The following is a 12,827-nucleotide window of genomic DNA, read 5'->3' as shown; positions in this document are numbered from 1 at the left end:
TTCCTCCCCGAAGCCGGGCGGAACCTTGACCGCTTCTCGCGGTGGCGTTCGGTGCTGGACCTGCCGCCGTCAAGCGCCTGGGTAGACCTCCTGTACTCGGAAATGCCACTTCTTGTCCGGTTCCGAGACCCGACAGACGGGAGTTCTGTAGAGTGGGTCGATCCGGAGAATTCGGGTTCACTGAGTCCGATCCGTATTCGGATACGGCTTACCGAAGAGCCGATCACTAGGACCCCGCTCGGACGCGATTTGCCTTGGATGCTCGAGACTGAACCTTCTCGCGCCCTCCTGCTCGGGAACCAAGCAAACCCAAAGAGACTGGCCGAGCTACTTTATCTCAGCGATTTCAAGAGAGGATGAGCTTGGTGTCCCCCGAGTTGTTCTCCGCCATCTTGCGATGGACTTCTGCAGCCGTGAGGACGACCCTGCAAAATGACCACTTCTTGGAAAGGGCAATGCTGAGCCTGGCGATCGGAAAAGCGCGCTTCGCTGGCTGCGAGAAGCCGGATGCCTTCTCAGTCAGGATCACGCCCCACCAGCGGTGAGATGTTATTGGATCGAACAAGTCCAGCACTAGACGAGGGTCGCCCATCCTTGTCGTTGCCTTCGCAGCAGACGCGCGGCCCATAATGTCGCATTTCCAGGCACCCCGTCCCGTCAACGGGTCGGAAGCGATCCTTCCAGCAAGGCGGGATCTAAAGGTCCGGTTTCCGCCGCCGTGGCAACGTCCGGTGCTGGCGCATCGCCGACGCCGGACCCGCGCGTGCCCTGAACTTCCGACAGGGGCTGGGCAGCGGACTACTGACCTTCCCGCCATCTCGACAAAGCATAACGCCAGGTAGGGACGGAGAAGGCAGGATCGTTTGCATCGAGTAGCGAGGCGTTGAACTTCGCTGGGAGCGGTTTCCCTTGGGCGATCCTTGCAGTAACCATCCGAGCATCGTCCGCTGGCGAGCTGAAAAGGTACTTGGCCACGAACCACCAGCATATCAGCGCCATGAGCGCCGTCACGCCTAGGAACACCCGCAAGTCCTCCCCATGCCTCGACAGGGGTAAGGGCTCGAGCATTCGCGCTGTCGCAGCAGGGAAAAGGAGGCCGATGGCCGCACCGCAAGTGCAGAGGCTCGCTATCAGGGCCAGCCGTCCTGCGTCTCGAATTCTGATCTCTTGGTATTTCAACCACGCGCTCCACGACGCTGTTGAGCGTACCCTCGTACCTGGAAAGCCCGCAACGGTTCGGGAGCGGTCCTTCGGCGGGCCCCGCTCGGAAGGTCCGGTTCTTGCCGCAGCGCCAATGTCCGGAAATGGCGCGGTGCCGACAAGGGCGTGCCGTACGCCCGAACGTCCGCGATGGGTGGTTAGCGGACCTTCTGTTCGTCATCCAATCCCTTCGGGGGCCACAGCGTCGTTGCAGCCATTGCCAACAGGCAGATCATTCCCGCAGCAAACACAATCGGCAGTCCTGGGAGGTCAACGAGGGGCGAAGCCGAAAGAAGGACGCCAGCCAGCACGGAAAGCGCGCCTGACGTGCCGTGACGATAGGTCTTCAAATAGGGAGATGCCCAAGTCAGCTTCATCCATAGCGCAGGCGGCGCTGCAAGCACCACAAGCGCACCCGGCACGCTGTGGATCGCATCTCGGACTTGTTCAAGCATTGCCCTTGCTACCCCTCTCAGGAATGTCCGGTAAGGGTGGTGGAAGGCGGACGTTGTCTCTGACACCCTCAGCTTGCGGGTAGCGAGATGGTCGGGAGGACAGCACATGAACTCGAGGGTCGGACGGCTGGAGTGGTGGGGGACGTTTGCCGTGACGTATTTCCTCTATCTCCAAGCTATGGAGTTCTTTGCCCGGAGCATGCCGCGGGACGGTGAATTCCTATCTGGCGTGTCCGTCCACCCCACGGTTCTTCTAGGCGTCGCCCAAGCGGTCATCTTGGGGGTAGCTTTGGCCGTTCAACACCATGCCTCGGTAAGGCGAGCGCGCGATCGGGATGTCAGACCAATCGCTTTCTGGGTCTACGCCGCAACTTGCGTGGCGACCTTCGCGATCAGCCTCGCCATTGTCTCCTCGGGAGTCACACTGCCTTTCAACCTCTCATGGATATGGGCCTCACCGTTCGTGGCCTTCGGCTGGATGGCGATAGAGTTGGGAGCGAGGCCCGGCGACCCCATGGCGAACCGGTGGGGTCCTGTGCCGAAGTCGCCCTTCGATAGGGTCGGGCCAAGGATAGATAACTACAAACCGCCCCGGCCTTGATGCGGGCCGCCTGAACGCCCGCCACGGGTCAATCGGACAGTCGCTTTCGTGGTAAGCAGTCCTCCACTGAGTCAGCCGAGAACTGAGGGATGCTGGTGTATCCATACGCTAAGGAAAATCTTGTCCCTTACCGGTCTTTCCTTTCTGGGGGCTTCTTTGCCTTTGTTTTCTGGGTGGTGTTCGGGATCATTACTCGCCAATCCGCGGGCCTTCTCTTCGGGTTGACGGGCCTCATGGCGGCTGTTGTGGGTCCGGGCCGAGCTCTCTTCCGCTGGCACTCCGAACCCACGGCAAAGCGTCAGTATGCAACGCTTTTGATCATCATGGTGGTCGTCGCGGTGCTGGGCGGGTTCGTAACTGACGAGGTCATCGCACGTTACCATCTGGCTAAAGGCGAGTGCCCGATCTGGCTCGATTTTGCTGACAGATGTCGCCCCGCCTAAGGTCCACAACGGGTCGGAAGCGGACGCTCCGCCGGTCCCGTCACGAATGTCCGCATTCCGCACCTGCGCCAATGTCCGGTCTTGGCGCTGAAGAGATGCAGAGCGCTTAGAATGGCGAAAGGCAGGGGGCGAGCTGAACCGTCTGGTGCTCATGCGCGGTCAGGAGCAGGTGGAGTTTGATCTGGCGGGTCGATAATGCGACGACGATTGGCTCGCCGCCGGGGTTACCGTTCCAGCGAACGGGGTGCCGGAGCTGGCGCTCTGCGGCCTCTGTCACACGCTAGTCTCGTCGGGGACGGGACCCGCCTCAGTCGAGCCCGACAGCGTCCTTTCACCGCGGCACGCGCTTGGTGGGAGGCCAGTATGCCTGACAAAGGCGCGACGCATCCGGTCTGGCCCACGGAACCCGGTGCTGAGCGCCACCATCTGCAGCGACGGGGCGCCGGCTTCGATCGCCGCCCTTGCGGCTTCCACCCGCAACCGTTCGACTGCTTTGGCGGGGGCCAGCCCTGTGGATTTCGTGAAAGCCCGGGTGAACTGGCGCACGCTGAGCGCCGCCTGGTCCGCAAGACGCTCGACCGGCAGCGGCTCGCCCAGCCGCGACCGCGCCCAGGCGAGGAGAGGCGCGAAGCGATTATCCGGGGTGACCATTTCCAGCAGCGCCGAATGCTGTGACTGCGAGCCGGGTCGCCGATGGTAAACTACCAGCTTGCGGGCGACCTTCCTCGCGAGTTCGTCTCCGCAATCCCTCCCGACCATCGCCAGGGCGAGATCGATCCCAGCCGTCACTCCGGCCGATGTCCAGACGCCCCGATCCTCTACGAAGATGCTCTCGCCGTCGACGCGGATCTTCGGGTGTCGGCGTTTGAGCTCGGCCACGGCGGCCCAGTGGGTCGCGGCGCGTCGCCCGTCGAGGAGACCGGCTGCGGCGAGAACGAAGGCGCCCGAGCAGACGCTGGCGACGCGCCGGCCGTCCGCGGCGGCGGCCCTGACGCCAGAAATCAACGCCTCGTCCTCGATCGCCGCCCTCAGCGACTCCGCGCCGGGCACGAGGAGGGTGTCGCCGGGACCGACTTCGGCGAGCGGCGCCGTCTGCAGGACCAGGCCGGACGAGCTTCGGACCGGGCCGCCGTTCGACGAGGCCAGGGTGAGGACGTAGCCGCCTCCGAACTCTCCGGCGACCTCGAAAACCGCCGCGGGTCCCGTCGCGTCGAGAACCTGGAAGCCGTCATAAGCGAGCAGGGTGACCCTGTGCATGGAATGTCCTGAAACGACGGATCTGTGTCCTTCAGGACGCGACGTTACGGCGTTAGTCAAGCGCTCCGCCAAAGGCCCCCCGCAGGGCCAGGGAGATCCTGATGATGACCCGACGCTCGATCATGGCGGCCGCCGCGGCCGTCGCCGCCACAGCCGCTGCTCCGGCCGCCGCCGCCCCTGACCGGCGCGACCCCCGGACGATGGCGAACGACCTTGGGGTGAGGCTGCTGGGCGACGAGCAGATTGGAATGCTGCTCTATCCGGGCTTCACCGCGCTGGACTTGATCGGCCCCCACCACTTCCTCGCGGGCCTGTTCGGCAGCCAGGTGCACCTGGTGAGCAACCAGGCGGACCTGAGGCCCGTGACGAGCGATACGGGCCTCGCGGTTCAGCCGACCGTGACGCTCGAGGACTGCCCGGCCGACCTGACCGTCCTGTTCGTGCCGGGCGGGACCAGCGGCACCGTCGCTGCGGCCCGGGACCGGCCAACGGTGGACTTCGTCCGCGACCGCGCCGGGCGCGCGAAATACGTCACCAGCGTCTGCACGGGCTCGCTGGTCCTTGGCGCCGCAGGCGTTCTCCGAGGGCGGCGCGCCACATCGCACTGGTCGGTTGTACCGCTGTTGAGCCAATTCGGCGCGACCCCCGAACGCGCCCGGATCGTCCGCGACGGCCCGCTGATCACCGGGGCCGGCGTCTCGGCCGGCCTGGATTTCGGGTCCGCCCTGGTCGCGGAGCTGCGGGGACGGCCGATGGCCGAGGCGGCGGTCCTGATGGCGGAATACGATCCGGAGCCGCCGATCGCGGGCGGTTCGCTGCGAACTGCGCGCTCTGAGATCGCCGACCTTCTTACGAACTCGCTTGCGCCCTTTGTCCGCGATGCGGCCACTATCGGGGTCCTGTGATGGCTGCCGCAGCGGCTGCCTTGCAAACGCTGGACCCCGTCGCCATCCGCTGGTTCCAGTCTTCAGATCGCAAGAACTGTCAGCGGATCGCGGCGGAGGCAGCGATGAGCTCCTACGGCCGACTCATGCCCGCGCACAGCTTCGCGTTCACGTCCGAGGCCCCGCTGGAGCCCGCGGAGGTGCGACTGGTCGCTACCCTGCGCGACGAGCCGGTCGGCTTCCTGGAGCTTGTCGGAACTCATGTCTCCAACCTGTTCGTGGATCCCGCCTACCAGGGTCGCGGGATCGGCTCGGCGCTGATCCGCGCGGCGGAAGAGACCGTCCCGGGAGACATCACGCTCTCCGTCTTCACCAGCAACCCGGCAGCCCGCCGCCTTTACGAGAGGCTCGGATTTCATTTCGACGGCCTGTCGCGGACAATGTTCCACGGGCTCGCCGTTGACGTCTGGAAGATGCGCAAGCCTCGCCCTGTGCGACTCAAAGTCAGGAAGTTCGACCTCGTCATCCTCGACTTCGACGGCGTGCTGGCCGACAGCGCGCCATGGATGCTGGCGAACATCGCAGGCCTCTGCCAACGACACGGATTGCGTCGGCCCGACGACGCCATGCTCGAGCGTCTGCGAGGCCTGTCGAACCGCCAGATCCTGAAGGAGTTGCGGATTCCCTTCTGGAAGCTGCCGGCCATCGCGCGCGACATGCGGGGCATGTTTCTCGCCGAGGCCCCGACGATCCCGCTGTTTCCGGGCGCTCAAGGCTTCCTCGACGGCCTGCACGAGGCCGGCGTACGGCTGGCCCTGGTGAGCTCCAACTCCGAGGCGGCCGTCCGCGAGATCCTCGGGGCGGACAGCATGGCCCGGATCAGCCGGTTTCGTTGCGGAGCCGGTCTGTTCGGCAAGGCGCCTCTGTTCACGCGCGTACAGCAGGAACTGGGCGTGGCCCCCGGCCGGGTCGTCTGCGTCGGCGACGAGACCCGCGACGTCGAGGCCGCGCGGAAGGCCGGCTTCACCAGCGCCGCCGTCACCTGGGGGTACGCAACGTCCCAGGCGCTGAAGATCGCCGCTCCGGATTATTTGGTTGATGGCTTCGAGGCGTTGTCGGAACTCATCATCGCCTGAGGTCGGAACCCCCCGGGCTGAAGGCTGCCTCCATAGCGGCGCGAAGCCCCGCCGATCAGCAGTAGGCTCGCCGAGCAGTCGACGTCTACTTCCGGGGTATCAGGCGATCTCCGTTGTTGGCGCTGAGTCGACGTCAGGCAGCTCATATCGCGCAAGCCTAGGTATTGTCGTAGGGACGCCCGCGGTCGCCCATCAGGTTCCACCCTGCATTCGTCGGCCAGAATCCGCTCTTTCCTCGGCGTTCTGCGAGGCCGAGCACGACGAGCTTCTCGCTCTCATCGCGGTTCTCACTCCGCGTCTCGTCCACGATGTTGAGAAGGGCTTCAATTCGGTGAGCGTCGGTCATTCGCGGACAATACAGCGCGATCCTGGAGGGGCAAAACGGCGCTGACGCCGCAGCGCGCTGCCCGGTTGGGGTGTCGCATTTCGGCGGGTGATGCGCAGTCCGCTGGCGCTGAAGAGAAGCTGAAAGCGTAGAATGGCGACAGTCAGGCAGGCGACCTCAATGGGGGTTGCCCATGCGCCGGTCTGACCTGTTCATTCAACCCGAGCGCCCTTGGAATGCCGGCCGTCTGATCGGGCCCAAGGCGCCGCTAAAGCCGAAGCACAAATTGGCCATTCGGCAGCAGCTGAAGGTGGCGAGGAGATGGCGGCGGCGCGCTCACGCGATCGGCCGGGGAGACCGCTAACAAGCCCCGCGAACACGGCGGAGGGCCCGGTGTCCAGACGAGGTCCGGCATGGTCGAAAGCCGGCCAGTTTCGTCTGTGTCGATCATGACCGACCCCTTGGACGGTGCTCATTCTATTCATCAACCCAGCGCTGAGTAGCCCAATCGCGGTTAGCGATATTGATGTGGGAGAGAGTGCCGGACTGGCTTACAGAAAGTAGACAAAGAACGTTGCGAATCCGGGCGCCATCGTCTCAATATTTCAGCGTAAGGCGGATATTTTTCAGGGGGAGCGGATGAAGAGCGTCGGCCCCCCGGATTCCCCCGGGACAAAACCCGCTCTGAACGCGGAAACACTGGCGCTTGTTGCGGACGCCGTAATCTGCACCGACGCTGACGGACGCATATTGACGTTCAATCCCGCGGCCGAGCGGTCATTTGGATACAGCGCGAGCGAAGTGATCGGCCACTCAGTTCATATGCTGCTTCCCCTCCGCGACCGGACTGATCATCACCGTCATTTGCGCGGGTTCGCTTCCGGCGAGGGCGTCACGACGCGTTTGATGGGCCGCAGCCGGGAGGTTCGGGGGCGGCGGAAGAATGGGGAAGAATTTCCCTCCGAAGCGATGGTGTCTCGCCAGACGATCGATGGCAGGGTGATCCTCACAGTGGTCCATCGGGACATTACCGAAAGAAAGGAACTGGAGGAGTTGCGGGAGGCGACTTCGCGCGAGCTTGAACACCGGATGAGGAACCAGTTGTCGGTCGTCAGCTCTATCGTCTCGATCAGCGCCGCCAGCGCATCGAGCGTAGAAGAGTTCCGGGCGGTGCTCGCGGACAGATTGACCGCCCTGGCCGCAAGCCAGTACATCCTTCGGGCAGGTGGAGGGACCAGCGCAGACCTGGGCGAACTTCTGCGAAAGGAGCTGGCCCAGTATCGCACGCAGCAGGGCACAAACGTGACTGTGTTGGGCCCGCCGGTCTCCCTCGGACCGAAGGCCGCTCAGATCCTCGCGATGATTGCGCACGAGCTCGCAACCAACTCGGCCAAGTACGGTGCGCTCAGCCGCGTCGGCGGGCAGGTGGCGGTGAGATTTGCGTTTGTGGATAATGAGAGCGGGGGGGCGCTCGGAATCCATTGGCGCGAAGAAGGGGGCCCGCCTGTGGAGACGCCCACACGCGAAGGTTTCGGCACGCGCCTTATTAAACACGTCGCCGCCATGGCCCTGCGAGCGGACGTGATCATGGCCTATCATCCCGACGGGCTGTACTGCCAGATGACCATCCCGCGGAAGACGCTGGAAGTCGATCAGTAGACTCAAGGTCGGTTTCCACTCCGTGTCGGCCGCCGTTCCAACCCGGTGAGAGAGCCAGCCAAGGCGTGAGAGAGCCAGCCGGGAGCAACCCGGTTGTCGACGCGGCCGCACCGACCACCCTTCGGGCGCGCCCGAAGTCAACACGCACGAAGCCTACGCTGACGGCAAGTCGCAAACCCCGGGTGTGATGTGGCGTGCCCAGACGGGCGCCCCGGGGACCACGGTCGCCGGGTGTGGGCGTTAAACATCTTGACACTTGGGGCGACCTTCGCCGTAGTGGTGTTCGACCATCAATGGTCACCTTCATGCAATGCCTCGATCAGGCCCGCCGTCCCTCGGGGCGGCGGGTTTCGCGTCACGTCACCTGCCAGCTGCTTCAGCCAGGGCGGGTAGGGATGACCGGTTGAGGCCCGACGACGCGGAATGGCCGACGCGATACCGCTCAGCACGCCAGCATGCATGAGGCCGGGCGCGCCATGGGTCAGGGGCGATGTATTCGACACGCCCGACTTAAGGACAGGTTCGTGAGCGATTATCGTCAGCAGGTCGTGCGGCGCTGCAGCGCCATTTGGAATCGCCTGATCCGTGCCGGACGTGGCCCGAGCGACTTCGGCGCCATTCCGAAGAAGGCCTCCTGGGCGACCTGCGCATAACCCGCGTCGGCGAGCTCGCCGGTCAACACCAGTCGCCGTTCAAGCGACTGTATGAGCTGGACCAGCTCTCGGCCGCGCCGGGTCAGTGGAGCGACGAACTGGGCCTGGCGGCCGTGATCGACCCAATCGACGAGACGCCGGGGGAAATCGACCGCCGCAAGGTCCTGCGCCACCAGGAACCGGACGAAGTCGAACAGGAAGGCGTGCTCCCGATGGCCCGCACGGAGTTCCAGGGCGGGCTCGGTCGCCGCGAGATTCTGCTCGGCGACAAGCAGCGCCAGATCCGTTCCAAAGTAGAGGGAACGGGCGATGTCGGTCAGTCCATGGACGAAGAGATCAAAGTGACTGACCGGGAAGTGCCCGCTGCCGCGTCGCTCAAGCATTCGCCCGAGCACTTCCGGCAGGTCGTCCTGCCAGGCGCCGCCGGCACGCCCGGAGAGTTGTGAGAGAGCCGTGACCGCGTCGGGTGCAAGGAGCTGCGGCTCGCTCTCTTCAACTCCTGCGGACGCCTCGCCCCAGTAGCAGGCGCCGCTGGCGGGATCATGCGACACGCAGATGAGGGGCAAGGGGTGCGCAGAAAGGTACCGCTGCGCACGCTCGTCGAGCGCGGGGCGCCCACTGGCGTCCGGTCCGGCCTGTGGCTCCGCCCGGACCAGTATCCGCCGCCCCGTCGCCTCTCCGCTGATGTCGACGAAGCCGATCTCGCCGTCGGCGCCAAGGGGGTCCGGACCGGTCTCGCGCCAGATGAGCCCCATGGCGCCGATCGCACGCACAGCCGCGGAGATGCAGGCTCGCCTGCTCCCGACCTCCTGTGGTGAAGCTGTTGACGTCAAGCGCGGTCCTGTCCCTGCGATTGCCGGAGTCTTTGCCCAGTGAAGGCTCCACCAGGGAAGCCGACCGTCCGGATCGGGGCCGGGTGGGCGCATTGACGGCTGCGCCCACTCGGCCCGAGACTCCAGGTTCAGCTCTGCGGCGCGCCGCAGCCGGGAGGGTCGCGGCGGATCGTCACGGTCTTCATCATCCGCCCGGCCGGCGCCGTCGTTTCCGAGGTCTGCTCAAGCCCGATCACCCAGCCGTCCCAGGTGGACAAGGTGGCGCGAAGGGCTTCGGCCGTCGAGGCGTCGGCCCCGGCCGCCATCGTCGTGCCCGACTGGTAGACGGCGGTGCAGGCGTCGGCCTCCACCGATCCGAACTCGGCGAAGCGGGTCACGACCATGCTGGCGCCCGATGAAGCGGTCAGGGTCTCAGGCGCGACCTCCACCCGCCCCTCGCGGACGGGCTGCCGGGGCTGGGCCGCCGCCAGGAGGACCAGGTCAGCCAGGACCGCAGCCGCTCGCGGCCCGTCTTCCATGCCATCCAGAGCCGCAACAACGCCGCTGGCGATGTCGCCATGCTCCGGGGCGAGCCGAGCCAGGGCCGCAGAGTAGGCCTCGCGGGCGCGCGGCCAGTTCACGATGCGCTCAGGCGCGCCTGAGCGGTTGGTCATGACCTCCAGCGGAATGTCGACCCAGCCCTTAAGCAGCGCGTCGAGGTAAGGCTGCTCGGGGTCCCGCGCTTGCGCTTCCCGCAGCGTGAACCTCAAGAGCAGGCCCCGCGCGGTGACGGCCATGGTCGAGAGTTCGAACGCCTGGCGGTTGGAACGCTCGTGAGCGCGGCCATCCACCAAAGTGGTGGAGGTGGTCGTTTCGCTAACATAACGACGCAGATCGCCGAGCTCGTCTTCCCGGTTCTGGACCTGCACCCCCGTGGCGATCTCCACCGAGCCGGCTCCCGCCGCGGGATCCTGGGCTTCGGCCGCCGGGGCCAGCGCCAATGCTGCGATCAGGGCCCCTGTGGCAAATCTCCCTGCCTGTCTGCGCATCCAGCTCGTCCCCCACGGTTCCAGTGCGTCAGCGATGCCGCCTCCGCCGAACCCATGCAACCCGATTCTCGTGAGCCGCGAGCGTAAGTTGCATTGCGTTAGGGTTTCGTGTCGATTATGGACTCCATGGATATTTCGGGGGCGACGTTGGGGGACGTCTTACAAGTACGCCGGCCTCGGCTGAGCGATCGGGAACGGTTCGACGTGGCGGGCCTGGTCTCCAGCTGGCTGCTGGTCGACGGCCGCAACAGAATGATCCTGACCGGCGCTGGTCGCCTTGTCTGGTCGAACCGTGGGGCGGACAGGTACCTCAATGGCGGCGTGGACTTCCACGCCACGCGCGAGCAGGTCCGGGTCGCCGACCCGCATCAGTGCGCCGCCTTCGACGCTTTTCTGGCTAGCGCCTCATCGGAAATGTCCGCCTGGTTCTATCGCCGGCCGTCGGGCGAGGGCGGGCTGCTGCTGAGGGCCTGGAGGCTCGCAACCGAGCCGGAAACGATCGTCGGCCTCGTCTTTCATTCCACAGGCCCTGACTACGTCGCGAGATGGGCGGACTTCGCCCAGGCCTTCGGTCTCACCCCAGCTGAGAACCGCATGGCGACGGGGCTGCTCGAAGGCCACAGTTCCGATGAACTGGCGGCCATGTCGAACGTCGGGATCGGCACGGTGCGGACCCACATCAAACGGCTTTACGGCAAACTCGGCGTTTCGACCCGAGGGGAATTTTTTCGCGCACTGGCGCCGTTTCGGCTGAGCTAGCCGCCATTCGGGCCTCCCGACAAAGCGTTGCAATAAAAAATTACTTTCTCGTCCGGAGTTCGCCCCACAGGCGATTCGTCAGCGATTCCGGGGCCAGATGTGGTTAACCGGCGCCACAATCAGCTTTCGTCAGCCGGTTGCGGTTGTCCCTATCCAATTTGGGAGACGCTTAACCTTTTCTTAACGATCAAGTTCTCGTCGAGCCGGGGGTGTGGATAAGTCCTCCGAGTTTCAGAGGGGCTTGGGGGATGAGGGGCTGGCGTCGAATCATTGTTGCGTCTGCAGCGGCGAGCCTGACGGCTCTTGCACCCGCCGGGGCGCTCGCCAGCGACCCGGACGCGCCGCTCGCCGGCGTTGAGCGCCTGGATATCGAAGTGTCCGGCTACATCACGCCGCGCTGCGGGATGGGTTCCATCCAGGACCGGCATCTTGGCTCGATCGACGGCGGCGGCATGACCTTGCGCACCGAACTGGCGCTGGACTGCAACGTGCCCTTCGCGCTCACCTTCGCCTCCGCCAACGGCGGGCTCGCCCACACCACCATGCCGCTCGGGCAGGGACCATACGCGGGTCGTCTCGGCTACCAGATGCAGGTCGACCTGCCGGTGCGCCAGCCCACCAGACGCACCGTCAGCAGCGCCTTCACTTCAGATCAGATGCGCGCCGGCGCCGTCGTTTCGAGCCTCAACGGGATCTCCGACGGCCCGGCGCGCATCCGCATGTTCTTCGAGACCGCGCCTGGCGCTGGACTGCTTGCGGGCCGGTACTCGGAAACCGTGACGATCACGCTTGCACCTCGAACGTAAGCGGATCTGTTCCGGCGCTTCAAATAGCGCCGAAAGCCTAGTTAGTAAGCGTAGAGTAAATCCGATCCAACACTAGGTGGGGCTCAACACAAAAACGCCCTCGAAGGAGAATCATGATGAAAAAAGTTCTGATCGCGGGCGTCGCAATCGCCTCGCTGTTCTCGGCCAGCGCCGCCGCTGCGGACGATGTCTACAACTGGTCCATGGCCGGGAGCATCAACATCAACCCGCCCGGGCCCGGCAGCTTCAATATCTCGGGCACCGTGAACAACACCCAGGTCGGCGGCGTCTGGCTGTTTGGTCCCCTCCTGCAGGGCTTTGCAGAAAACACCGTCATCCCGGCGATCCAGTCCAACGGCGTCAACTCCAACATCTCGCTGATCACGCTGTCGGGCTCGTCGGAAGGCGACAACGGCACGGCTCAGACCAGCACGTCGAACACCTTCACCCTGACGGGCGATGTGAACCCGGACTGCTCGTTCTTCGTGGGCAACGTCAACACCACGATCGACTTCGGCACCATCGGCATCGAAGCGCGTGACAACGTCGGTCCGGCCTCGGCCTTCGACATGACCGCCCCGGCCACCGCCCAGATCCAGACCAACGTGGCGGGCTGCAACACCCGCAACCTGGTCCGCGTGACCAAGGGCAACCCGGACGGCATGAGCAACCCGTCGACCTCGGGCTACGACCCGGCCCAGTTCACCAACAAGCTGCCCTACTCGGTCGCCGTCGCCTTCAACGGCTCGGCCCCGAACTCGGCCGCGGCCCAGGCCGGCTCGTTCAAC

The 12,827-nt window shown here is 65.2% G+C and carries 13 protein-coding genes; 8 read left to right on the top strand and 5 right to left on the bottom strand.

Going from position 1 to position 12,827, the window contains the following annotated elements; genetic code table 11:
* Positions 1–1,358: 1,358 nt before the first annotated feature.
* Positions 1,359–1,655 carry a hypothetical protein gene (locus tag BM333_RS15805; protein ID WP_143105868.1) on the bottom strand — a complete coding sequence of 99 codons (297 nt, stop codon included), beginning with the start codon at positions 1,653–1,655 and terminating at the stop codon, positions 1,359–1,361.
* Positions 1,656–1,761: 106 nt separating this feature from the next.
* On the opposite strand from BM333_RS15805, the gene BM333_RS16370 reads away from it, so the two are divergent.
* Both BM333_RS16370 and BM333_RS15445 read left to right on the top strand, forming a co-directional pair.
* Positions 1,762–2,256, top strand: a complete 495-nt coding sequence (locus BM333_RS16370) for a DUF805 domain-containing protein (RefSeq protein ID WP_143105867.1) — start codon at positions 1,762–1,764, stop codon at positions 2,254–2,256.
* Positions 2,257–2,345: 89 nt separating this feature from the next.
* A complete protein-coding gene (locus BM333_RS15445) occupies positions 2,346–2,699 on the top strand; it encodes a hypothetical protein (RefSeq protein WP_092313831.1) in 354 nt (117 codons plus the stop codon).
* A 273-nt stretch (positions 2,700–2,972) separates the two neighbouring features.
* Here BM333_RS15445 and BM333_RS15440 read toward each other — a convergent pair whose 3' ends face one another.
* Positions 2,973–3,956, bottom strand: coding sequence for a GlxA family transcriptional regulator (locus tag BM333_RS15440; protein ID WP_092313828.1), 984 nt, complete (start codon positions 3,954–3,956; stop codon positions 2,973–2,975).
* A 122-nt stretch (positions 3,957–4,078) separates the two neighbouring features.
* On the opposite strand from BM333_RS15440, the gene BM333_RS15435 reads away from it, so the two are divergent.
* Together BM333_RS15435 and BM333_RS15430 are read left to right on the top strand one after the other, a co-directional pair.
* Positions 4,079–4,861, top strand: a complete 783-nt coding sequence (locus tag BM333_RS15435) for a DJ-1/PfpI family protein (protein WP_245777318.1) — start codon at positions 4,079–4,081, stop codon at positions 4,859–4,861.
* Positions 4,862–4,965: 104 nt separating this feature from the next.
* Positions 4,966–5,976, top strand: coding sequence for a GNAT family N-acetyltransferase (locus BM333_RS15430; protein ID WP_177221934.1), 1,011 nt, complete (start codon positions 4,966–4,968; stop codon positions 5,974–5,976).
* A 157-nt stretch (positions 5,977–6,133) separates the two neighbouring features.
* Here the strand turns inward: BM333_RS15430 and BM333_RS15425 are convergent, their stop codons facing one another.
* Positions 6,134–6,322: a hypothetical protein gene (locus tag BM333_RS15425; protein ID WP_092313818.1), complete on the bottom strand. Its 189-nt coding sequence runs from the start codon at positions 6,320–6,322 to the stop codon at positions 6,134–6,136.
* A 618-nt stretch (positions 6,323–6,940) separates the two neighbouring features.
* Between BM333_RS15425 and BM333_RS15415 the strand changes: the two genes are divergently transcribed.
* On the top strand, positions 6,941–7,960 hold the full coding sequence (locus BM333_RS15415; protein ID WP_092313815.1) for a PAS domain S-box protein: 1,020 nt from the start codon (positions 6,941–6,943) through the stop codon (positions 7,958–7,960).
* Between the two features lie 538 nt (positions 7,961–8,498).
* On the opposite strand, the gene BM333_RS15410 is transcribed toward BM333_RS15415, so the two are convergent.
* Positions 8,499–9,368, bottom strand: coding sequence for a DUF4365 domain-containing protein (locus BM333_RS15410; protein ID WP_143105866.1), 870 nt, complete (start codon positions 9,366–9,368; stop codon positions 8,499–8,501).
* A gap of 206 nt (positions 9,369–9,574) precedes the next feature.
* Positions 9,575–10,372, bottom strand: coding sequence for a hypothetical protein (locus BM333_RS15405; protein ID WP_143105865.1), 798 nt, complete (start codon positions 10,370–10,372; stop codon positions 9,575–9,577).
* Between the two features lie 306 nt (positions 10,373–10,678).
* Between BM333_RS15405 and BM333_RS15400 the strand changes: the two genes are divergently transcribed.
* From BM333_RS15400 to BM333_RS15390, 3 genes are all read left to right on the top strand, one after another.
* The gene (locus tag BM333_RS15400) at positions 10,679–11,233 is read left to right on the top strand and encodes a helix-turn-helix transcriptional regulator (RefSeq protein ID WP_177221930.1); all 555 of its coding nucleotides are present in this window, start codon (positions 10,679–10,681) and stop codon (positions 11,231–11,233) included.
* Between the two features lie 248 nt (positions 11,234–11,481).
* Positions 11,482–12,039 (top strand): hypothetical protein, encoded by a 558-nt coding sequence (locus tag BM333_RS15395; RefSeq protein WP_143105864.1) that lies wholly within the window; start codon positions 11,482–11,484, stop codon positions 12,037–12,039.
* Between the two features lie 116 nt (positions 12,040–12,155).
* The coding region (locus BM333_RS15390) for a hypothetical protein (RefSeq protein ID WP_092313800.1) at positions 12,156–12,827 on the top strand (672 nt) is incomplete at its 3' end.

The sequence above is a fragment of the Brevundimonas viscosa genome, from assembly GCF_900116065.1.
Taxonomy (GTDB): domain Bacteria; phylum Pseudomonadota; class Alphaproteobacteria; order Caulobacterales; family Caulobacteraceae; genus Brevundimonas; species Brevundimonas viscosa.
The sequence above is the reverse complement of the archived record's forward strand: the minus strand, read 5'-3'. Positions and strand labels throughout refer to the sequence as shown.